Source organism: Mycobacterium sp. IS-1742 (assembly GCF_001500125.1).
Lineage (GTDB): Bacteria > Actinomycetota > Actinomycetes > Mycobacteriales > Mycobacteriaceae > Mycobacterium.
On sequence record NZ_LQIV01000043.1, the window covers coordinates 208,544 to 231,046 of the forward strand.

Here is a 22,503-nt window from a genome sequence, read left to right on the forward strand (position 1 = left end):
CCAGTGATGTCCAGTCCCACCGCATCGCCGATCATCACCACCGATCTCGTGCTGCTCGACGTCGACGCCGGCGCAGACAAGGAAGCCGTGATCGGGCGCCTCGTCACCCGGCTCGCCGACGCCGGGCGCACCAGCGACACCGACGGCCTGGTCTCGGCCGCGCTGGCCCGCGAGGGACAGTCGGCGACCGGCCTGCCCGGCGGGATCGCGATCCCGCACTGCCGCTCGCCGTACGTCGACACGCCCACCATCGGATTCGCCCGGCTGGCGCCCGGCGTCGACTTCGGCGCTCCTGACGGTCCGGCCGACCTCGTGTTCCTGATCGCCGCGCCGGAATCCGGCGGCGCCGAGCACATGAAACTGCTGTCGAGCCTCGCCCGCGCCCTGGTGCGCAAGGACTTCGTCGCCTCGCTGCGGGCGGCGGGCACCCCCGACGAGGCCGTCTCGCTGGTCGAGGGTGTGGTGAATCCGCAACCGGCCGCGGCACCGACGCCCACCGCGCAGCCGAAACCGGAACCCGAACCCGAACCGGCGCGGCAGCGGACCCTGGTCGCGGTGACCGCCTGCCCCACGGGGATCGCGCACACCTACATGGCGGCCGACTCCCTGGTGGCCGCCGCCGAGAAGGCCGGCGTCACGCTGCAGGTGGAGACCCAGGGGTCCTCGGGCAGCACACCGCTGTCGGCGGCGACGATCGCCGCGGCGGACGCGGTCCTGTTCGCCACCGACGTCGGGGTCAAGGACCGGCAGCGCTTCGCGGGCAAACCCGTCGTCGCCTCCGGGGTCAAACGGGCGATCAACGAACCCGACAAGATGGTCGCCGAGGCGCTGGCCGCCGCCGACGATCCGAACGCGGCCCGCGTCGAGGGCGTCGCCGCGGGCGCACCGGCGGCCGCCGCCGCCTCGGGTGACGTCGGCTGGGGCACCCGCACCCGGCAGATCCTGTTGACCGGTGTGAGCTACATGATCCCGTTCGTCGCCGCGGGCGGTCTGCTGATCGCGCTGGGCTTCCTGTTCGCGGGGTACGACATCGCCAATACCCCTGACGGCGAGACGGATTCGCTCGGCAAGATCATCGCCACCACGAACTCGCTGACCGACCTGCCGCCGGGCGGGCTGATCCAGTACCTCGGCGCGGTGCTGTTCACGATCGGCAACCTCGCGTTCTTCTTCCTGGTGCCCGCGCTGGCCGGTTACATCGCGTTCGCGATCGCCGATCGGCCGGGTATCGCACCGGGATTCGTGGCCGGTTACATCGCCACGACGGTGGGCGCCGGTTTCATCGGCGGCATCGTCGGCGGCCTGATCGCCGGCTTCGCCGCGCTGTGGATCAGCCGCATCGGCGTCCCGCAGTGGGCCCGCGGGCTGATGCCGGTGGTGATCATCCCGCTGTTCGCGTCGATGGTCGTCGGCCTGCTGATGTTCCTGCTGCTCGGCCGCCCGCTGGCCTGGCTCACCTCCAGCCTGACCGACTGGCTCAACGGGTTGTCCGGCAGTTCGGTGATCGTGCTCGGGGTCATCCTCGGCCTGATGATGTGCTTCGACCTCGGCGGCCCGGTGAACAAGGCGGCCTACGCGTTCGCGACCACCGGGCTCAACGTCGCCGACCCGGCCTCGCTGCGGATCATGGCGGCGGTGATGGCCGCCGGGATGGTCCCGCCGCTGGCGATGGCGCTCGCCTCGACCGTGCGGCCCGGCCTGTTCACCGAACCGGAACGCGAGAACGGCAGGGCCGCTTGGCTACTCGGGGCGTCGTTCATCTCCGAAGGCGCGATCCCCTTCGCGGCGGCCGACCCGCTGCGGGTCATCCCGTCGATGATGTTCGGCGGTGCGATCACCGGGGCGATGGTGATGGCCTTCGACGTCACGTCCAAGGCGCCGCACGGCGGGATCTTCGTGTTCTTCGCGATCGGCAACCTGGTGTGGTTCCTGGTCGCGCTCGCGGTGGGCACGGCGGCAGGCGCCGCCGCGGTCGTCGCCGCCAAACAGTTCGCCAAACCCGAAACGTCCGCGGACACCGTTCCCGCACTCGCCAACGCCTGACCCCACCCAAGAAGAAGGAGATCTCCACCATGCCCGCACGAACCGTCACCGTCGGCTCGGCCATCGGCCTGCACGCCCGCCCCGCCGCGATCATCGCCGAAGCCGTCGTCACCGCAGGCGTCCCGGTCACGCTCTCGGTCGCCGGTGGTGAGCCCGTCGACGCCGGGTCCGCCCTGATGATCATGACGCTGGGTGCGGGAAACGGCGCCGAGGTCACCGTGGAGTCCGACGATGCGGCCGCGCTCGACACCGTCGCCGGGCTCGTCGAACAGGACCTCGACGCCTGATCTCCCACCCGTAGTTCCTCCGACAAGAAACCGCAGCTACCCCCCTCGCGGTGCCCTTAGGATTGCTCCGTGCATTCGACCGGTCCGCGCGGCGTGATGGGAGGGGCCGCCCGCGAGGCGGTTCCGGGTTTGCTGTCTACACTGAGGCGCGAAGCCGTCGGCGGGTCGACACGGGGGGTGCTGAGCACGGTGCAGCGGGTGTGCGTAATCCTCGTGGCCCTGCTGTTGGCGCTGGTCAGCGCGCCGGCTGGGGGGGCCGTCGAACCACCGAGCATCGACCCCGCGGCGCTGCCGCCCGACCAGACCGGACCCGATTCGCCGACGGAGCAGCGCCGGGTGTGTTCGGCCCCGACCGTGCTGCCGAACTCGACCTTTGCCGACAAGCCCTGGCCGAACGACTATCTCCAACTGGCCGAGGCCCAGAAGTTCGCGACCGGCGCCGGCGTCACCGTCGCCGTGATCGACACCGGTGTGAACGGTTCACCGCGCGTGCCCGCCGAACCGGGCGGGGACTTCGTCGACCAGGCCGGCAACGGCATGTCGGACTGCGATTCGCACGGGACGCTGACGGCGTCGATCATCGCCGGACGTGGATCGCCGACCGACGGGTTCATCGGGGTCGCCCCGGACGCCCGCGTCCTGTCGCTGCGCCAGACCTCGGAGGCGTTCCAGCCGGTCGGCGCACGCCAGGATCCCAACGACCCCAACACCACGCAGACCGCGGGATCGCTGCGCAGCCTCGCCCGTGCCGTCGTGCACGCCGCGAACCTGGGCGCGCAGGTGATCAACATCAGCGAAGCCGCCTGCTACAAGATCACCCGCCCCATCGACGAGACCGGGTTGGGCGCGGCGATCAACTACGCCGTCAACGTGAAGAACGCGGTGGTCGTCGTCGCGGCGGGCAACACCGGGCAGGACTGCACCCAGAACCCGCCGCCGGACCCGGCGATCCCGGCCGATCCGCGCGGCTGGCAGCAGGTGCAGACCGTCGTCAGCCCGGCCTGGTACTCGCCGCTGGTGCTGACCGTAGGCAGCATCAACGACAACGGTCAGCCCAGCAACTTCTCGATGTCCGGCCCCTGGGTGGGCGCGGCCGCCCCCGGCGCGAACATCACCGCGCTCGGCTACGACGGTCAGCCCGTCAACGCGCTGCAGGGTCAGGACGGGCCCATCCCGATCGGTGGCACGTCGTTCTCGGCGGCGTACGTCTCCGGGCTGGCCGCGCTGCTCAAGCAGCGTTTCCCCGCCCTGACCCCGGCACAGATCATGAACCGCATCACCGCCACCGCCCGTCACCCCGGCGGCGGCGTCGACAACTACGTCGGGGCGGGCGTGATCGACCCGGTGGCCGCGCTGACGTGGGAGGTCCCCGAGGGACCCACCGACATCCCCTACCGCGTCAAGCAGCTACCGCCCCCGGTGTACGTCCCGCCGCCCGACCGCGGGCCGATCACCTGGGTCGTCGTGATCGGCGCGGGTCTGGCCCTGGTCCTCGGCATCGCCGCGCTGACCCGGCGGGCGTTGAGGCGCCGATGAGATCGTTCCTCGCGCAGTTCGGGCTGCGCCTGACCACCGGCCACCTGATCTGGGCTGCAGTGTTGATCCCGGCCTGCGTCGCGCTCTTCATCCCGATGAACCTGCTGTGGGTCGGTGTCGCGGTGTCCGTGTTGATCGCGCTGATCGCGGTCGTGACGATCCGCGGACGCCGGCTGACGGGCTGGGTGGCGGCGCTGTTCTCGTGGCGACGCAGACACCGCAGCACCCCGCGCGCCCCGTCGGAGCCCGCGGTGGGTGCGACGGTCATGCCCGGCGACCACGTCGCCGTGCGCTGGCAGGGCGACCACCTGATGTCGGCGATCGAACTCGTGCCACGGCCGTTCACCCCGACCGTGGTGGTCAACGGGCAGTCCTTCACCGACGACGTACTCGACAGTGCGCTGGTCGAGAAGCTGATCGCCGCGCACTGCCCGGAACTGGAAGCCGACGTGGTGGCGGCGGGATACCGGGTCGGCAAGACGGCGCCGGCCAGCCTGGTGGCGCTGTACGAACAGGTCGTCGGACCGTATCCGGCGCCCGCGAGCCGCCGGACCTGGATCGTGCTGCGGGCGGACCCCGAGCTGACCCGCAAACCCGCACAGCGCCGCGACACCGGGGTGGCGGGGCTGGCGCGGTATCTGGTGGCCTCGACGACCCGGCTGGCGGATCAGTTGGCCGGCAACGGGATCGACGCCCGCCCCAGCCGCAGCTTCGACGACTTCGACCGGGCGACCGAGGTCAGCTTCGAGCGGGAGACCTGGTCGGCGATCAAGGGCCGCAGCACCTTCACCGCGGCCTACAGTGCGCCCGGCGGACCGGACGTATGGTGGTCGGCGCGCGCCGACCACACCATCACCCGGATGCGGATCCGCCCCGGCACCGCCCCGACGACCACCGTGTTGCTGACGACGTTGGCGAATCCGTCGACGCCACGCGGGTTCTCGTGTCTGTTCGGCGGCCAGCGCGCCGCCCTGCAGGGCATCAGCCCGGTGACGGACAAGCACTACGAGCTGCCGATCGGATCGGCGGGGATCCTCATCGGCGAGACCGCCGACCGGTATCCGGTGTACATGCCGTTCGACGACGTCGACGTCAGCATCAACCTCGGCGACGCGCGGCTGTTCACCCAGTTCGTGGTCCGGTCGGCGGCGGCGGGCGCGGTGGTGACGCTGGGGCCCCAGTTCGGCGAGTTCGCCGGCTTCGTCAACGGACGGATCGGCCAGGAGGCCAAACTGTCGTGGCCGAACGCCACCACCTATCTGAGTCCACACCCCGGCGTCGGCCGAGTCATCCTGCGACACAACTTCATCGACACCCCGAGGCATCGGCAGCTGCCCATCCGGTTGATCAACCCGCGCGAGGAAAGCCGCTACCAGATGGCCCTCGAGCAGTGACCGACCGGGTGCCGGCCGCCGAGATGCCGCGGTGACCTGAGGAGGAAGACATGGCGGGCGACGAAGTCCGAGTCGAGCCGGCGGATCTGCGGGCGCGTGCGACCGCGCTGGACGAGGAGATCCTCGACGAATCGCAGCGCCCCACGCCGCCGTGCGGGCTCCCGTTCGTCACCGCGTCGGCGGCGGGCATCGCGGCGGGTTCGGACACTCTGCGCAGCCATCTGATCGCCGGGAACCGCGAAGCCGAACGGCTCGCCGCGGTGCTGTCCGAGGCGGCCGACGTCTACCAGCAGATCGACAACCGCGCCGCCCAGGCACTCGAGTACCCCGGCGGTCCGCGCTCGGTGGCACCCGTCGCGGTCAACCCGACCCTGCCGCCGTCGGTCCCGGCGGTCGAGTTTCCCTCCACCGTGCCCGCCATGCCGGGCGGCCAGACCGACGCGGGCTTCTTGGACGTCAAGGCGGCCGCGCAGATCATCCACTCCGGGAACTCGGGCCCGATGCGGACGTACGGCGAGCAGGCCAAGAAGTTCGCCGGCACACTCCGCGAGAGGGCCGCGTCCTTCAACCTCGAGGGCGTCAACTGGGAGGGCACCTCTGCGGAGAAGGCCGGTGACGCGGTCCGTCAGCACAAGGAGTGGCTGGAGAAGCTGGCCGAGAGTTACCAGTTCCTCGGCGACGAGGCCATCGACATGGCCGACGCCCACGACAGGTGGGCGGGTCAGCATCCGACGGTCGCCGAGGTCGAGGCGGTCGAGGCCCGGGTGGCGCAGGCCGGCCAGGCGGGCGACAAGAACGCGCTCGCGGCGGCGATGACGGATTACCTTGCGCTGCAGCGAAAGTCCGAGGAGGTCCGGACGAGTTACAGCGCCGACGTCGCGGGCAAGAGCCTGCCCGCGGTCGTCGACCCGCCGCAGGGAGCGGCGCCGGTGCCTCCGATCAGCAGTAACGGCGACCCACGCCAAGGTAAGGGCAACCCAGCGGGCGAGGGCACACCGGGTGGCGCGCGCGGCGGACACCCCGGCGACGGTCAACCCGGCGGCCAAGCCGGGGCGCAGCGGGCGGCCGCGACGGGCGCCGGCGCACCGGGCGGACAGGGCTCACCGCAGCCCGCAGCCGCGCAGTCCGGTGGCGGCTCACCCTCCGCGGGAGGCGGGGCACCCTCCGGTGGCGGCGGTGCCCCGGCCGGTGGTGGCGCACCCTCCGGCGGTGGCCTGCCGGGTGGCCTGCCCGGCGGGCTTCCCACCGGCGGGCCGGAAGGGCTGCCCCCACTCGAGGATCCGGCACTGAAGCCGGCCGCCGCCGGCGGTGGCGGCGCCGGCGGTGGCGCGGGTGGCGGAGCAGGCGGCGGGGTCCCGCCCTCTCCGCTGCAGCCCGCCGTCGGTGCGGAGACCGTCGCACCCGGTCCGGCAGGCGCGGGCCGTGGTGGCGGGGCCGCCGCGGCCGGGCCGGCCGGTGCCATGGGAGCGATGGGCGGTATGGGCGGTATGCCGATGGGCGGCCACGGCGCCGGCCGCGGTCAGGGCGGTGGGGAGAGGAAGCGCACACCCGGACTTTCGCCCGACGAGGACCTCTACGTCGAGGATCGGCCGTTCACCGAATCCGTCATCGGCTATCAGCCCAAGCCGCCGAGGGATCGGAAGGATCCGCAGTGACCGGCGAGATGCACCCCCAGGTGGCGGCGGTGTTGGCGCAGGCGCAGCAGTTGCAGTCGATCATGGACGAGCAGCTGCACAAGATGAAGCACCAGACGTTCACCGCGTGCGACGAGACCGAGACCGTCGAGGTGACGCTCGACGGCCATCAGCAGTTGACCGGCGTGCACCTGGAGGAGGGTCTGCTACGCCAGGGTGTGCATGTCGTCGAGCACCGGTTGAACGAGGCGCTGCAGAACGCCACCGAGGCGGCGTCTGCCGCGATCGACGCCGACCGCGAGCGAATCGACGCCCAGGTCGCCGAGCTGACCGAGTCGTGGAAGACCTGAGCGGGTCAGTCGCCGGGTAGCACGACGCCGGCGATGGCGTCGCGTGCCGCCCGGTCGCCTGCCTCGTAGCGCGCGGCGGCGCTGCGCAGGGTGCGGCCGTACTCGTCCGCCCCGCCCGCCGCCGCGGCCGTCAGCGCACCGATGCCGGACTGCGCCCGCCGGCAGGCCGCCGCGGTCTGCAGCGCCACCGCCGCGTTCGCCGCCTCGCCCAGTGGCGCATCGGCCCGCAGGCCCGCGATCCCGGCCGCGGCCTGTGCGAAGGCCGTCGCGGCACCGGTCAGTGCGGGCGGATTCACCTGCAGCACAACGCTGCTCATCGATCCCTCCTAGAAGCGCAGGTTGCGCAGCACGTCGTACACGCTGGCGATCCAGAGCAGCAGCGGGATGACCGCCGCGATCGCCGCGCCGTCGACCAGCTCGAGGATCCGTTTGGTCACCGGCGACACCCGGCGCACGCCGTCAGTCGCTCCGATGATCACCAGCGCCACCGCGCCCAGCGCGGTGTAGAGCGCGAGCACCAGCCACGCGTCGTCGGGATACCACTGGCACAGCCGGACCATCACGCCCGTCGGGACGATCACGGTGACCGCCAACAGTGCCCAGGCACACCAGCGCTCCGCGTACAGCCGGGACCGGAAGCCGCAGATCGCGGCGACCAGTCCGGCGACGATCAGGCTGTGGACGAAGAAGTGCCCCTGCACGACCACCGCGATCGCACCGACCGCCAGGATCAGCGCACCCGCGGTCAGGAAGCCGATCAACAGTTTCTTGGCCAGCACGCTGCGTTCCTGCAACCGGGCCGCCGATTCGGGCACCGACGCGATGATGGCCTGCCAGGTCGGCGATTCCTCGTCGGCGCCCTCGCGGGACGTGACGGGGTCGAGGAGTTCGTCGTTGGTGACGGTCTCACCGGGTGCGGGGATCGGGGGCAGGGCGATCCGGGCCACCGCCACCGTCAGCTTCGCCGCGTTGGTGAGCACGATCAGGCCGAACGCCACCGCACCCGCGGGCACCCAGTACTGCCAGCCGTAGCCGTAGGCGACGGCTGCCGCCGTCAGCGCCGCGGTCGCGACCGCCAGGAACGCCGCGATCTCGGCGCGCTTGCGCGGTCCGCCCCTGGTCGCCAGGGTCAACAGCAGCACCACCGCTCCTGCGCCCGCCAGTTGCGGCGCGCCCAGCGATCCGACGCCGTTGGGCAGCGGCACGGCCAGCGCCGCGGCACCGGCGAGCGCGGGCAGCGCGGCGATCAGCAGGCTCTCGGCCATGTCCAGGTTGGCGTACCGGTTCTGCGCCAGCATGCTGCCGCCGAGCAGGCCGAGTCCGAGCACCGCCAAGGCCGGCGCCCACCACAGGCTCTGCCCGGTGCGGTCCCACGAGATCAGCGACATCAGTGTGATCGCCACGGACACAAGGGGAATCGCCACACCGACGAAGCGGTTCAGCGCGTTGCGGTCGAATTCGGGCGACTCGTCGAGCACCGCGATCGCGTCGATCACGTCTTCGACCAGCGGACGGTAGCGTTCCGTCCGGCTCACCGACACCAGCGTCAGCAACGACCCGTCGACCACCCCGGCGTCGTCGAGGGATTCGTCGGCCTTCAACGGCGGCGCGCCGGGACGCGCGAACGCCCACACCCCCTGCGCGGCGAAGTCGAACCCCGCCAACACGTCCTTCGGGGTGTCCTCGAGGATCTCCGCGAGCACCGCGACGGTCTCGTCGATGTAGGTCTCGACGGGTGCCGCCGCGGGCAGCACGAGATCGGTCATGCGCCGGCCGGTCAGGATCGTGACCCGGGTGGTCGACGGCCGCCCGGGCGTGACGCTCGAGGCGGCGGAGGCCGCGGCGGTGGTGGTCAACGCCGTTCGAGCCTGTCGAAGTCGTCAGACAAGGCGGCCGCCAACTCGGTGATCCGTCGCTGGAAGACCTTGTCGAGCAGTTCCAGCTGGATCTCCGTGCCCGCCGCGATGTGCTTGTCCCACGGCAGCACGATGACACGGCCCGGCGCCACGTGTCGCTCGAATTGCTGAACAAGATCGGCGACGTCGATGTTGGGTTTGCCCGGCACCACGTGGTTGATGACGACGCAGGACCGGCCCAGCAGATCCTGGTAGCCGTTCTGGCGCATCCAGTCCATCGTCACCGCGGCCTGGCGGGCCCCGTCGATCGATGCGCTGGCGACGATCACCAACCCGGACACCGTCGACAGCACCGCACGCGCGGCGGGCTGGAACAGTCCGGCCCCGCAGTCGGCGAGCACGAGGTTGTAGTACCGCGACACGACCTCCGTCGCGCCCTTCCAGTCGTCGTCGTTGAATTCGCGGCGGGCCTGGCTGTACTCCTCCGACGACAGCACCTCGAGGTTAGCGCCGTTCATGCTCGTGTACGCGCGAATGTCGTTGTAGCGGGCCAGTTCCTGATCCGAGAGCAGATCGGCGATCGTCGCCGCGGACTGACGCCCCGCCCGGTCGGCGAGGTTGCCCGCGTCGGGGTCGGCGTCGATGGCCAGGATGCGGTCGCCGCGCACCTTGGCCAGCGTCGACCCCAGCGCCACGGTGACGGCGGTCTTGCCCACGCCGCCCTTGAGGCCCAGGACGCCGATCTGGTACGAGTCGCGGGCGTTGCGGCGGATCCGCGCATGCATGTCCATCTCATACAGCTCGTCCGGCGAGAGACCGAGGTTGATCCGGGTGAGCAGGTAGAGCACGTGGCGCCAACCGCGTTGCGACGGCATCTTGACCGCCGACTTGACGCCCACGTGCGACAGCGCGTCGATGGCGCGGTGGTTGCCCATCGCCGCCGCGGACGTCGGGGCCGGCTGCGCGGGTGGCTGTCCCTGCTGCCACGGCGCCTCGGCGGCAGCGGCGTCGGCGAAGTGCGCCGACGGCGGCGGCGCCGGGGCGGGCCGCGGGGCCGGGGCGACCGCCTGCCGCGGCGCCTCGAAGCGGGCGCCGCCCGGCAGGTTGGTCTGCGGGGTGCGCATCATGCCGTTCGGGGGCCGCTGCGGCGCCGGGCTCTGCGCCGGCGGCGCAGACGTGGTGGGCGGCATCTGGGTGGTGATCTCGGCGTGCCGCGGGGGCGGTGCCGGTGCGGTCTGGGTGCGCGGCGGGGTGATCGGCAGCGGCGGCGGCGCAGCGCCGTCGGCGTGGGTCGAACCGCCTGCCGGTGCCTGCGCCGCGGCGCTGCCCTGCATCAGGGCGTCGCGGTCGACGTGCACGGTCGCCTCGTCAGGCGTCTGAGCGGCGTCTGGGGAGTGGAAGAGCCGGTCATAGTCGGCCGACATGGGGGTGCCTCTCGATGGTGGGATCGCGCCGTAGCGCAGGAGGTGGGCGAGTTCGGCCGGTTCCGTGAGGGCCGGCCGGCCCGCCCACCTTCATGCGGCTGTCTGTCAGGCGAACATGCCGGTGACGCCGGCTTCGGTCTGAGCCATGGTGGAGCCGGCCTCGCTGATGGTCTGCGCGAGGTTCTGCAGGGCCGCGTTCAGCTCCGCCGAGGTGTTGTCCCAGCGGGCCTGCACGGCCTGGTAGGCCTCCGAACCCGAGCCGCCCCACACCGCCGCCAGCGCGCCCAGCGACGCCTTGCCCTCGTCGAGCAAGCCCTGGGTGGTGCTGACCGCGCCGTTGATCTCGCCGGCGCCGCCCTCGATGCCCGCGAAGTTCCATACCTGTTCCGACATTGATTTCTCCTTGAGTTGGTCTGTGGGTGGTCAGAGGTTCATGGACGACGCGAGCGTGCCGGCCTGATCCTCGTCGGTCGAGCCGTACTGGGTGCCCGAGGTGTGGATGTTGGAGGAGATCTCGGTCAGGGTCTGGATCTGCGCCTGAGCGGCCTCCTGGTAGCGCAGCAGCGCCGCCTGGGCCGCCTCGCCGGCCTGCCCCCGCCACTGCGGGAGCAGGCTGTTGGCGGTGGCGTCCACCGACCGCATCACGCCCTGCAGCTCGCCCGAGATCCGCTCGAAGTTGCTGGCCTCCTTGGCGAGGACAGCAATATCGGTATTCATTGCCATTGTTGGATACATCCTTCTTTTCCTGTGTCCTCACCACCGGAAATGGCGAGTCTTCCGGTCAGGTGACCGGGAAGTCTGTGTCGGCGACGACTCACCAGTCGTCGCCGTCGTCCTCGTCGAGGTCGTGTGCGAGTGGTGCGGGCGCGGTCAGTCCCGGCTTCGAGCCGCCGCTCTTGCCCTGCTGTCCGGCCATCCCCATCGGGCCCATCCCGCCGCCCGCGCCGCCGATCGGCGCCAGCCCGCCCACGGTCGCCCCGGCCGCGGCGCCGGCACCGACGGGAACCGGGGCGGCACCCATCTTGTCGCCGACCAGGTTGGCCATCAGCGGGGTGCGCGGTGCGGTCCCGCCGGCACCGGGCAGCGACGCCGCCCGCACCAGTCCGGCACCCGAGCTCGCACCGGAGCCGCCCGCGAGCGGGTGGTTGGAGAACGGCGCGGCGCCGATGAGACCGACCTGTGCCTTCTCGCCACCGAACCCGCCGCCCATCTGCCCGAAGATCGACGACACCTGCTGCAGCGGTTGGGTCAGCATCTGCATCGGGGTCTGCACCATCTGCCCGAACTGCTGCGGCACCTGGGCAACCATCGAGCCCGCCTGGCCGGCCATCTGCACGCCCATCTGCACGCCCTGCTGCAGCATCTGGTCCTGCGGTTGCTGCCCGGCCTGCTGGGCCGCGTTCTCGCCCTTCTGCACGGCACCCTGGGCGCGCTGGGCGGCCATGTTCCCCTGCGCCATCGCCCTGCCGGCGTTGAGGCCGACGGACTCCATCTTGGCGGTGGCGCTGGCCTTGGCGACGAGCCCGTTGCGGGCCGCCCCCATCGGCGCGCGCGCGCCCGCCTGGGCGACCGCGGCGGCACCGGTGGCCTCCCCGACACCCGGGATGACGATCGGCGTCATCGGCGGGATCGGTTCGAACAGCAGGTTCAGCTGCGTCTCGGCCTGGTACACGTCCATCGCCCCCGCGGCCTGGTTCCACATCCGCACGAAGTAGTCGAACTCGTTGACCCCGATCGGCACGGTGTTGACGCCCAGGAAGTTCGTGGCCTCGAGCACGGCGTGCGTGATGTGGTTCTGTTCGATCTCCGGGATCGGCGGAGTAGTTGCCAATGCAAGGGAATAGGAGTTTGCCTGGTTCGTCGCCTGGAGCGCCCGCTTCATGGCCTGCGCCGAGGTGGTCCGCAACCAGACGACCATCGGCATGGTCGCGGCCACGGCCCGCTCACTCGCGCCGCCCGTCCACACCGACGACAGGTTCGCCAGGCTGGCCGCGAGCTCGTCGGCCTGGGTCTCCAGCAGCAGGGCCAACGCCTCCCACCCGGCCGCGGCCTGGAGCATCGGCGCGGGGCCGGCTCCGGCCATCAGACGGCCGGTGTTGACCTCGGGCGGCAGCGCCGTCCAGGTCGGTGGGAGAGGTATGCCCGTCAGTGCCATGGTGTGTGATCGGCTCCGCTAGGAGATCCGCTGGGTCTTCCGCCGCGCCTGCTAGAACGTGCCGGCGTTGGCGGCGTCGACGGCGGCGTAGATGCCGGAGATCTCCATGAACGCCGCACCCGCCCGGGAGAGCTCCTCCTGCGCGAAGGTGTTCAGCGCCAGGGTCTCGGCACCCTCGGCGGCGAAGGTGGCGGCGGCCATCGCCGACACCTCGTCGGCGCCGGCGGGAACCAGCGCGGTCACCGCCGCCGTCGCCGCCGTACCACCCGCCAGACCCCGTGCACCATTTGCGACGACCTGGCCTCCGATGCCCGCCGCGCCCGGATTGTGCTCGAGAGGTTGCATTTGCGCATCTCCTTTACTGGTTCCCCGTAAGCAGGACAAGCGATGGCGAACGGCTCGGGCACTGGTGCCTCGTCGTCTCCGTACTCATCCCCCGACTTATTTGCTGGCTGTTTACCGCCAACGTTGCTGTGACGCTCTCGGTAGATACTAACCGCCCTGTGGGGGTGGTGCTAACACTTCTTCTTCCGGGGGATCCACGTAGGCCGCCTGGACCACCTCCTTACCGTCCGGAGACACCAGAAGCGCCTGGCCAGGCGGCCGTTTTCGCAGTTTGATCTCGCTCGACGGGAACTCCGTCTTCTCCCCCGACAGGAACAGCGTCGGGGTCCCCGCGCCGTAGGCCGCCCCCACGAATTTGTCCATCGTGGCGCGATGCGCCTGGCTCATCTGGCAGGTCACGATGATGTGCAGGCCGATGTCGGCCGCCGCGGGGAGCAGCGGCGCGAGCGGCGCCATCGGCGGCACCATGCCGGAGGCCGCGACGATCATGTGCCAGTCGTCGACGAGCAGCACCACGTCGGGTCCGCTCCACCACGACCGCGACCGCAGCTGGGCGGTGGTCAGGTCGGGCGGTGGCAGCCGTTTCTGCAGGTTGGTCGCCAGCGCCTTGATTGCCGCCTCCAGTGATGCGTGGTTGCGGTTGACTGCGCCGGCGTCGAGCAGATGGCTCTGCGGCACCGCGTCCAGCAACGCCGACCGGTAATCGGCCAGCATGAAGCGCACTTGCTGGGGGCTGTTGCGGCGGCAGATCGCCTGGGCCACCGCGTGGGCGATCGTCGTTTTGCCGGACTTGGGCGCACCGAAGATCAACAGGTGCGGCGTCATCTGCATCTGGTTGTAGGCGACGCTCAGATCGGACTCCCGCACGCCGATCGGGATGCGCCACCGGGTGCGGTAGTCGGAATCGGGTCCCGGTGGGGTGGGGTCGAGCTCGTTCAGATGGATCCGCTCCGGGAGCACCCGCACCTGCGGCGCCCGGGCCGTGTGCTGGGCGGCGATCCGGGCGACGGCCGACGTGATCGCCGGGACGAGGTCGGCCGTGCTGTGCCGCCCGTCGAGGCGGGGCACCCCCATCATCAGGTGGTGCTTCTCCATCGAGATCGCCCGGCCCGGCCGGTTGGCCGGGATCTCGCGGGTGATGCGGTCGATCTGTGTCTCGTTCACATCGCCGAGGCGGAACTCGATCTTCGTGCCGAGGTAGTCCCGGACGCGCGACTTCAGCTCCGTCCAGCGCGGCGTCGAGATGATCACGTGCACCCCGAACGCCAGGCCCTGGCCGGCGAGATCCTGGACGACCGGTTCCAGGTCCGGGAACTCCGCGACGAACGCCGGCCACCCGTCGATCACCAGGAAGACGTCGCCGAACGGATCGGCGGCCGCCGGGTTGTTCGGGTCCTCTCGCATCTGCCGGTATCCCGCGATGGAACCGACCCGCAACTCTTTGAACGTCCGTTCCCGTTGCCGCTGAACGGCTTTGACCTCCGCCACCACGCGGTTGACGCGGTCGGGTTCGGCACGGGTGGCGACGCCGCCCACATGCGGGAGGTCCTCGAGGTACATCAGACCGCCGCCGCCGAGATCGACACAGTAGAACTGCACGTCCCGCGGTGAGTGGGTGGCCGCGGCCGACAGGATCAGGGTCTGCAGGAACGTCGACTTGCCGGTCTGCGGGGCCCCGCCGACCGCGATGTTGCCGCCGGCGGCCGACACGTCCACCCCCCAGATGTCCTGGCGGTGCCTGCGGGGTTCGTCCATGATGCCCAGCCCGAACCGCAGCGGCCGGCGCTGATGGTCCCGCGAGACGAGTTCGTCGACCGGCGTCGGATCGGTCAGCGGCGGCAGCCACATCCGGTAGGCGCGGATCTCACCCGTCGTCAGCTGGTCGAGTACGACCTCCCGCAGGACCTTCTGTTCTGCGCCCTGCCTCGACGCTGTCACGACGACACCGCCGTATCGAAGATCGGCGTCGCGGTGAACTTGTGGATCCGCACGCGGTTGCGCTGGGGCTGGCGGGGTTTGACCTCACCGTCGTCCTGCACCGCGGATGCCGGGACGTACGGGGTGCCGGTGTAGACGCTCTGGAATTTCACCGGATCCTCCATGCCCACCCGCAGGAAGCCGACACCGCTCTCCTTATTGGTGATGTACTGCGCCTCCGGCGTCCCGATCACCGCCTTGGACTCCGCGGAACTTGTGGTGCGCAACGCGATTCGATAGGTCAGGTTCGGCTCGAGTTTGTCGATGCGCACACCGCCGGTGTTGAGCGACTGCGTGGCCAGCAGGAGATGCACCCGCAGCGAGCGGCCCACCCGGCAGATCCGGTCGAAGAGGGCGATGAAGTCGGGGTGGTTCTGCAGCAGTTCGGCGAACTCGTCGACGACGACGAACAGCGTCGGCAGCGGTGGGAGATCGGCGCCGCGTTCGCGGTGCTTCTCGTACTCCGCCACACCGGACAGCGCGCCCGCCGCGCCCACCTGCATGCCGGCCTGACGCAGAATCGACTGCCGCCGGTCCAGCTCACCGGTGAGCACCTCACCCATCCGGCTGACGAGTTCGGCTTCCTCCTCCATGTTCGTGACGACGGCCGCGGTGTGCGGCAGCTTCTCCATGCCGAGGAACGTCGACCCGCCTTTGAAGTCGGTCAGCAGCAGGTTCACCTGGTCGGGATGGTGGGTCGCGGCCAGCGAGAGAATCAGCGTGCGAAGGAATTCCGATTTCCCCGAGCCGGTGGTGCCGATGAGCATGCCGTGCGGGCCCGCGCCGAACTCGGCGCCCTCCTTGATGTCGAGGTACATGATGTCGCCGGTCCGCAGCTCGTGGCCGAACGGGATCTTCAGCCGGTCGCGGTCGGTGTCGGCGAACATCCGCCAGCGCGCAGGCGTCACCTCCTCGACGGTCTGCGCCCCGACGAGCTGATGCCATTCGGTCGCGACCTTCTTCTGCACCCGCACGTTCTTGTCGATGATCGCGCCGGTGATCGACCAGCCCGCCAGCTTGCGGGCGATGCGGCCGGCCTGACCCGGCGTCAGCCGGTCGCTGGCGTTGGTGACCAGGCGGAAACTCTGGTTCGGCAGCCGGTCGTCGGCGGTGCCGTCGGCGGCCACCCGGATCCGGTAGGCCGAGCCGTTGTGATTACCGAGCGTGAGCACCGTGACACCGGCGCGGCCGTCGGCGGGAAAGCCGGCGCGCCCACCGGTGAGATCGACCACGACGACGTACGGGCCGTTGGGCGCCGAGTCGGCGGTGTGCGGTCCGCGGGCGGTCAGATCGCTCAACCCGTCCGGGCGGGTGAACACCATCCTGGTGGGGCCCGCGGCGTCGACGTCGCTCTGATGCTGCACGTGCGGCAACCATTTGACCCAACTCCAGTTCGGGTCCTCGGGATTGTCGGTGAGCACCCGGAGCTGCAACAGGTCCGGCGGGTGGAACACCGCCAGATGGCAGACCATGGCCGCCAGCAGGGCGGCGGCTCCGTCGGTGTCGCCACCGATCGCGATCGTCGGGAACGACCGCAGCTGAAGGAGTTTCGGGCAGTCGTGGATGAGGCCGTGGGTGCGCAGGAATTTGGTGACCCACATGTGGCTGACCGGTTCGAGATGCGGTTGCGGCGCGGCCTGCGGTCCGGCCAGCCCGTTGACGTCCCCGCCGATCGACGGTTTGAGCAGGCGGTCCACCGCCGGCTCGGAGCCCAGGCCGATCCGTGTCGCGGCGAAGAACTCGCTGTTGGCCTGCCTGGACCACTGACGGTTCGTGCCGATGATCGACAGCAGATCCTCGGGATGTGGTGCGTGGTAGTTGAAGAACGTCACCTGTGCGGCCGCCGACGAGGTGACCCGGGTGCGCAGCCCGGACAGGTACCGCAGGTACTCCTTGCGGTCGGCGTTGATCTCGGGCACCCGCTTGGCGCCCGACCCGCCGCCGGCCATGAACCCCACCGTGGCCATCACCATCATCAACGGCATCATCAGCATGTACGGCGACAACTGCCGGACACCGGTGAAGATCATGATCGCGATCATCCCGAGCATGCAGCCACCCATCACCCATGGCAGCGCCCGCTGCATGCCCGACGGCGGGATCTCGACACCCAGATCGTCCGGCGGCGTCACGGTGATCTCGCCGGGGGTCAGCCGCGGACCCCGCTTGATGATCGGGGTGAACTTCTTCGTCGTCATGCGAGAACTCCAGTCATCCGCCGCCTCCGGTGCGTGATGTGGCCGGTTGCGCTCCGGCTTCCATGCCGTCCTCGCCGACCTTGCGCGGGTTGGGGTTCGCGGGCAGGGTGTCGTGTTCGAGCAACGCGGCCTGCTTGGACAGCACCGGACCGTCGACGAGCAGGCTCACCACCTGCCACGGAGCGGTCAACGGCCCCACCAGGCCGAGGTTCCCGGCGGTCTGCTCGTCGGGTAGGCCGTACCGCACACCCTGCGGGTCGATGTAGTAGAGGCTCTCGCCGTAGCGCGGGTCCGGCGACTGCAGCCGGATGTACTGCCCACCGTCGATGAACACCGTGGAGTTACCGGTGATCTGCCGGATGCCGGTGCCGAGCGCGGATGAGGCGATCGGCAGCCGCCGGCCGGCGATGACCGTGGTGCGCGGCGCCTGGTCGCCCGCCACCCGCTGCCAGGACCAGCACAGCGTGGGATCGTCCTGGCGCAGGAGGATGTCGAGCGCCTTGTCGGGCAGCGGTGAGACGTAGACCTGCTCCGGAATACGCGCCACCACACTGGCTTCCACCATCGGTGGCTCGATCAGCCCGTAGGAGTTGGTGGCGCGCAGCGCCGCGGCGGTGGGATCGTTGACGCGGGCCACCCCGTCGGGAAGCACGACGTAGTGCTGCTGATCGTCGGATTCGGTCACCGTCTCGAACACCGACCCGATCACCAGATCGGCCTGCAGCCCCACCGTATTGGGCTCACCGGCCCGGGCCACCTGGGGCAACTGCCACGGCCCGGCGTTCGGCAGGGCGTTGAACAGACCCTCGGAGATCGGGGTCGCCCTCGCCGTCACCGGAATCCCCACTGCCGAGGTCACCGCCCGGTCGGCCAGGTCGATCGAATGCCGGCCGCCTTCGGTCACCAACCAGTTGGCTCCCCGGAACGAGACCAGCATGCCCTGATCGGGGCGCAGCGGCGCGACCGTCGAGTCGACCACCAGCGGACGCACCAGCACCGAGGTCTCCACCCGCGGCACCACGCTCTCCGGTTTGGTGACGGTGTCGCACAGGGTCCACATCGACTCGGCGGCGCCGGAGGCCGGCGTCGCATAGGGCGCGCCGGGGATGCCGATCGGCTGGCCCTTCGACATCCGGTTCAGCTCTTCGGATTTCACCGCGACCGGGGTACCGGGGTTGCCGAGCACGAGGCGAGCGGAGGTGAGGTTGTACACCGGCCGCAGCTCCCCGCCGCCGGGCATCACGACGTAGAGCTGGTTGGTGGTGCGGTCGACCAGCAGCTGGTCACCGCCGCGCTTCCCGAGCGGCTTGAAGTACGCCATCAGCGCCGCGCCCAGGCAGATCAGCACCGCGATGATGATGCCCGCGCTCACCGCGCGGCTGTAGAACTGCAGTGGATCGTCGAACATCCGGGTGTCGCGGCGCACGATCGCGTGCTCGACCCGGCGCAGCAGGAAGCGCCATCCGCTGACCTGCACCTTGGTGGTAAGCCGGAAACTCGCCATGCCTCACCCGCTGATGTTCAGGCGGGCATGGACGGTGGAGATCGCCGACGCCATGTCCTCGCCGTTGATTTCGCTCAGCTGCTCGACGCCGAGGCTGTCGAAGTCCAGGGACCGGGCCAGGCGCATGTCGCGGCTCTGCTCGCCGGCCTCCACCAGCTGCCGGGCGTAGCGACCGTTGCCGGCGATGTCCAGCGCGGGCTTACCGCCCAGGGTGCGCTGCCCGAGCAGTGTCGCAGCCTCGAGCACGAGCTTGGCCGCGTCCTCGTTGACCGCCGAATCGTTCGCCAGCGCAATGACTTTCGCTATCTCCACGATCTCGTCGGGAGAGTACGAGTCGAATTCGATGCGGGTGGCGAAGCGCGACCGGAGGCCGTCGTTGCTCTCCAGCAGCCGGTCGATGTCGGCGCTGTACCCGGCGATGATCACCACCAGGCGGTCGCGGTCGTTCTCCATGCGGGCCAGCAGGGTGTCGAGCGCTTCGGTGCCGAACGGGTCCGCGCGGCCGTCACGTTCCTGGACCAGGGTGTACGCCTCGTCGATGAACAGCACCCCGCCGACGGCCCGGTCGATCGTGCGGGCCGTCTTGACCGCCGACTGGCCCTCGTATTCGGCGACGAAATCCTTACGCGAGGTCTCGACGAGCTTGGGCTCGGAGATCACCCCGAGCCCGGCGAGGATGTTGGCCACCACCCGCGCGATGGTCGTCTTCCCCGTACCCGGCGGGCCGGCGAAGATCATGTGCTTCGACGTCTGGGCCACTTTCATCCCGCGGGCCGCCCGGATCTTGGCCATCTGGGTGGCGGCGCGATAGGCCTCGATCTGTTCCTTGACCCGGCTCAACCCGATCTGCCGGTCGAGTTCGGCCTGCGCGTCCGCGAGCAGCCTCTCCCGCCCCGAGGTGTCGGCGACCGCGCTCGCCGGATCCCACGGATCGGTACGGGCGGCAATCTTCTCCGCCGTGGTCGTCACCAAGCGATACGACGGATCCCGAAGCGCGGCAGTCACCTTCGGCTCGGGATGGGTGGCCTGCAGCCATTCCAGCAGCGCCCGGGCGCCGTCCTCGTTGCCCTGGCTGCGGTACGTCATCGCCAGATACCAGGCGATGGTCGGCGCACAGGCCTGGCCCGCGGGTGAGGTGTTCATCTCCGTGAGCCGCCGTTCGGCCTCGGTGAACAGCCCCAGATTCGCCGCGGCCACCCCGTGGGCCACCCCGGCGGCGGCGGCGAGGAACTTGTCCGGCCAGGCGCCCGCGCCGCGCACCTGGTCGATCACGTCGGTCCAGCGTTCGGCCGCACCGTAGATCACGGTCTTCACCCAGGCGATCAGGTGGTCGGCGCCCCCGGGCGGCACATTCTCCAGCGCCTCCATCGCGTCGGTGAAGTTGCCTTCCTTCGCCTCATGCACCGCGAAGCCCATCGTGATCGCCAGCGGCGAGGTGATCGGATAGGTGATCTCCCCGAACAGGCCGCCGATCGGGATGCGGGCGGCGAGGCTGTTCATCGAGACCTCGGCGGCGCCCGCGAGCTGTCCGAAGTTTCCCCGCGAGTACCACGCCCGGAACAGCGTCACCCGGTCCATGTCCCCGCAGCGGATGCGTCCCACCCATGCGTCACAGGCGGTTTCGTCGTAGTTGGTGATGTCGGTGAACATCTCGTACGAGCGGGCGGGGGCGTTCGGCAGCATGCCGACCGCAGTGCCGAAGAGGCTGGCCAGATGGTCACTCATGGCTACCCGCGTACCTGGTGGTGAAGACCTCGGCGCGGCGCGCTCGAGCCTCCTCGGGTGTGGGCAGTTCGAGGTCGCGCTGCAGGAAGTCGCGGGTCGCGGGATCGTCGTGCCCCTGTTCCCGCATCCCGTCGAGCATGTACTCGTATTGCGCCGACTTGGCGTCCTGTGCGGCCAGTCCCGCGATCACCACGATCTCCTCCGCGAGTTCGGTTTCCGACATGTGTGCCACCCGCGGTGACAGTTCGATCCTCTGGACACGACCGTCGAGGTGGCTGGTGACGGTGACGGTGCCGGGTGGGTTCGTCACCGAGAACAGCGGCTCCGGTTCGGGCTCCGGGTCGGCCACGGGCGGCCCGTACCCGGCGAACGCGTCGAGCGCGACGAGGTCCCCGCCGTCCACCTCGCTGTCGTCCGCGACGGGCACCGGTTGATAGAAGCCGAGCGCCGACAGGTCGTCGGCGCTGTCGTCGAGGTCGTCGGGGTCGCGCGGCGACATGTCACCCGCCATGAAGGGTCCCACTCACTCCCCGTGGAACCCGTCGGCGTCGCTGTGGTCGAACCACGTCTTCGACGGGAGGAACTCGACGAGCCCGTCGAGCGCCCGCTGCAGGTTCTCCTGCGTTCCCGGCAGGAAGCTCCCGTAGAGCTCACCGCTGACCCGGCGGGGGATCGACACGATGCGGCCGTGCGGAGAGTCGAGCACCCCGGCCGCGACGTCCGCAATGGTCTGGGTGCCGCCCGGGTGGCGTTCGGTCGCGGTGAGTTCCACCCAACTCGACGGCTCGCTGATGATGTCGGCGTAGGCGCGTGCCGACGGCAGCGGGATCCCGTAGGCCTGCAACTCGTTCGGAGTGCGGCACTCGGCGAGCGTGCGGGCGACCCCGGTCAGCGGTTCGACGTCGGCGGGCGCGGCTCTGCCGAGCACCGTGGTGACCATGTTGGCGAGACCGATCTGCGGCGCGACGCGCTGCAGGACCAACATCTCGTCGTCGCGGGCGGCCACGACGTGCCGGTCGCCCTTGCGGCAGACGACGAAGCGGACCATCTTGCCGCCGACGTCGCGGCGCCACCAGCGCCCTTCGAGGACCCGGTCGGACCGGCTCAGGGTGTCCACCATCGCGGCGACCTCGGGATGCGGATCACCGTAGAGGTTCAGCACGCCCTGCTCGGTGAGATCCCGCGCCACCTGATCCCACACGATCTTGCGGAGATCGGGCTGGGGGATGTTCAGCCGGATACCCAGCGAGGGCGGGAAGTCCGTCACGCTCATCCGGTCGGCGATGACGAGCATCCCGTCGATCGTGACCTCGACGGCGACGACGTCGTCGTAATGGGTGCCGCTGGACACGGCCGGTGCGCCGGCCATCATCGGACTCCCGCGACCCGCAGCTCACCCATCGGACCCCCAACTCTCATCGCGCGGTGTGCATCGTGGCGTTCGGACTGGATTGTTCGGACCTTTGCCGCGTTCCGCAACAGCGTCGGCGAAACACCACGTTCGACGACCCCTCGCCGCAAGTGAGCGTACCAGCGCACCAGGCACCTCCAGCGCACGATTTTCGAGTACGGAACCAGCGCAACCACCGACTGGTCAGCAATATACAACCGCGGATGCTTGTGCCGTTCAACTCTGTGGAAAGCCTTACTCAGCGAACGCTCAGGGCGGTGGCGCCGTGGCGCATCCCGCGGTCGCACCCTTCGCTACGCAAAATCCGGCACGTCGCGTGCGGCGGGCCTGGCTACCGGTGCACAGGGGTGGCCCCACCGTGGCCTCACCGGGGCGGCCCGCAGGCCATGACTTTGCTGATCTCGCACGCCCGGCGGGGCCGCGCGAATCGTGGGGGCACTTGGTCGATACTGGGCGACGTCCGTCTCGCCTGACCACCGGAGGAGACCCCCGTGACCGACCGCGATGACGCCCTCCGCAGAGAGCTCGGCTGGACCGGCCCGGAGGACCAGAGCTTCGAACCGGACACCGGTCCCTCGGGACGGCGTGCGGCCCCGCCGGCATCTGCTGGGTGTCACGGAAGCTGGCGCGCCGCTCCGGATCGGTGACCACGGTCGGCACGTCG

19 protein-coding genes are annotated in these 22,503 nt (G+C 70.3%); 6 read left to right on the top strand and 13 right to left on the bottom strand.

The genetic code is table 11. The annotated features are described in order from the left end of the window. Positions 1 to 6 precede the first annotated feature (6 nt). From AU196_RS22895 to AU196_RS22920, 6 genes are all read left to right on the top strand, one after another. On the top strand, positions 7 to 2,043 hold the full coding sequence (locus tag AU196_RS22895) for a PTS fructose transporter subunit IIABC (protein ID WP_059097359.1): 2,037 nt from the start codon (positions 7 to 9) through the stop codon (positions 2,041 to 2,043). A 29-nt stretch (positions 2,044 to 2,072) separates the two neighbouring features. Next, a complete protein-coding gene (locus AU196_RS22900; protein WP_059097360.1) occupies positions 2,073 to 2,330 on the top strand; it encodes an HPr family phosphocarrier protein in 258 nt (85 codons plus the stop codon). Between the two features lie 189 nt (positions 2,331 to 2,519). Continuing rightward, complete coding sequence (gene mycP, locus AU196_RS22905) at positions 2,520 to 3,866, top strand: type VII secretion-associated serine protease mycosin (protein WP_059097399.1); 1,347 nt, start codon at positions 2,520 to 2,522, stop codon at positions 3,864 to 3,866. Further along, positions 3,863 to 5,260, top strand: coding sequence for a type VII secretion protein EccE (gene eccE, locus AU196_RS22910; RefSeq protein ID WP_059097361.1), 1,398 nt, complete (start codon positions 3,863 to 3,865; stop codon positions 5,258 to 5,260). The genes mycP and eccE overlap by 4 nt, the downstream gene beginning before the upstream one ends. Positions 5,261 to 5,310: 50 nt before the next feature. Next, on the top strand, positions 5,311 to 6,915 hold the full coding sequence (locus tag AU196_RS22915) for a PPE domain-containing protein (protein WP_059097362.1): 1,605 nt from the start codon (positions 5,311 to 5,313) through the stop codon (positions 6,913 to 6,915). A gap of 8 nt (positions 6,916 to 6,923) precedes the next feature. Further along, positions 6,924 to 7,244 (top strand): YbaB/EbfC family nucleoid-associated protein, encoded by a 321-nt coding sequence (locus AU196_RS22920; RefSeq protein ID WP_059097400.1) that lies wholly within the window; start codon positions 6,924 to 6,926, stop codon positions 7,242 to 7,244. A 5-nt stretch (positions 7,245 to 7,249) separates the two neighbouring features. Here AU196_RS22920 and AU196_RS22925 read toward each other — a convergent pair whose 3' ends face one another. From AU196_RS22925 to AU196_RS22985, 13 genes are all read right to left on the bottom strand, one after another. Next, on the bottom strand, positions 7,250 to 7,561 hold the full coding sequence (locus tag AU196_RS22925; RefSeq protein ID WP_059097363.1) for a type VII secretion target: 312 nt from the start codon (positions 7,559 to 7,561) through the stop codon (positions 7,250 to 7,252). A gap of 9 nt (positions 7,562 to 7,570) precedes the next feature. Then, on the bottom strand, positions 7,571 to 9,100 hold the full coding sequence (gene eccD / locus AU196_RS22930) for a type VII secretion integral membrane protein EccD (RefSeq protein WP_059097364.1): 1,530 nt from the start codon (positions 9,098 to 9,100) through the stop codon (positions 7,571 to 7,573). Beyond that, positions 9,097 to 10,524, bottom strand: coding sequence for an ESX-1 associated ATP-binding protein EpsI N-terminal domain-containing protein (locus tag AU196_RS22935; protein WP_059097365.1), 1,428 nt, complete (start codon positions 10,522 to 10,524; stop codon positions 9,097 to 9,099). Before AU196_RS22935 ends, eccD begins: the two co-directional genes overlap by 4 nt. 105 nt (positions 10,525 to 10,629) lie before the next feature. After that, entirely contained in the window at positions 10,630 to 10,917 is a 288-nt protein-coding gene (locus AU196_RS22940) for a WXG100 family type VII secretion target (RefSeq protein WP_011557499.1), read from the bottom strand. Positions 10,918 to 10,947: 30 nt separating this feature from the next. After that, the gene (locus tag AU196_RS22945; RefSeq protein ID WP_059097366.1) at positions 10,948 to 11,247 is read right to left on the bottom strand and encodes a WXG100 family type VII secretion target; all 300 of its coding nucleotides are present in this window, start codon (positions 11,245 to 11,247) and stop codon (positions 10,948 to 10,950) included. Between the two features lie 91 nt (positions 11,248 to 11,338). Then, entirely contained in the window at positions 11,339 to 12,679 is a 1,341-nt protein-coding gene (locus AU196_RS22950) for a PPE family protein (protein WP_059097367.1), read from the bottom strand. A 51-nt stretch (positions 12,680 to 12,730) separates the two neighbouring features. Then, the gene (locus tag AU196_RS22955; protein WP_059097368.1) at positions 12,731 to 13,024 is read right to left on the bottom strand and encodes a PE domain-containing protein; all 294 of its coding nucleotides are present in this window, start codon (positions 13,022 to 13,024) and stop codon (positions 12,731 to 12,733) included. Between the two features lie 147 nt (positions 13,025 to 13,171). Then, on the bottom strand, positions 13,172 to 14,962 hold the full coding sequence (gene eccCb, locus AU196_RS22960) for a type VII secretion protein EccCb (RefSeq protein WP_059097369.1): 1,791 nt from the start codon (positions 14,960 to 14,962) through the stop codon (positions 13,172 to 13,174). Next, positions 14,959 to 17,199: a type VII secretion protein EccCa gene (gene eccCa, locus AU196_RS22965; RefSeq protein ID WP_059097370.1), complete on the bottom strand. Its 2,241-nt coding sequence runs from the start codon at positions 17,197 to 17,199 to the stop codon at positions 14,959 to 14,961. The genes eccCb and eccCa overlap by 4 nt, the downstream gene beginning before the upstream one ends. Positions 17,200 to 17,212: 13 nt before the next feature. Further along, positions 17,213 to 18,703: a type VII secretion protein EccB gene (gene eccB, locus AU196_RS22970; RefSeq protein ID WP_059097371.1), complete on the bottom strand. Its 1,491-nt coding sequence runs from the start codon at positions 18,701 to 18,703 to the stop codon at positions 17,213 to 17,215. 3 nt (positions 18,704 to 18,706) lie between these two features. Further along, a complete protein-coding gene (gene eccA, locus AU196_RS22975; RefSeq protein WP_059097372.1) occupies positions 18,707 to 20,428 on the bottom strand; it encodes a type VII secretion AAA-ATPase EccA in 1,722 nt (573 codons plus the stop codon). Continuing rightward, on the bottom strand, positions 20,421 to 20,939 hold the full coding sequence (locus AU196_RS22980; RefSeq protein WP_059097401.1) for a hypothetical protein: 519 nt from the start codon (positions 20,937 to 20,939) through the stop codon (positions 20,421 to 20,423). Before AU196_RS22980 ends, eccA begins: the two co-directional genes overlap by 8 nt. A gap of 12 nt (positions 20,940 to 20,951) precedes the next feature. Next, positions 20,952 to 21,800 carry an ESX secretion-associated protein EspG gene (locus AU196_RS22985; RefSeq protein ID WP_059097373.1) on the bottom strand — a complete coding sequence of 283 codons (849 nt, stop codon included), beginning with the start codon at positions 21,798 to 21,800 and terminating at the stop codon, positions 20,952 to 20,954. Positions 21,801 to 22,503 lie beyond the last annotated feature (703 nt).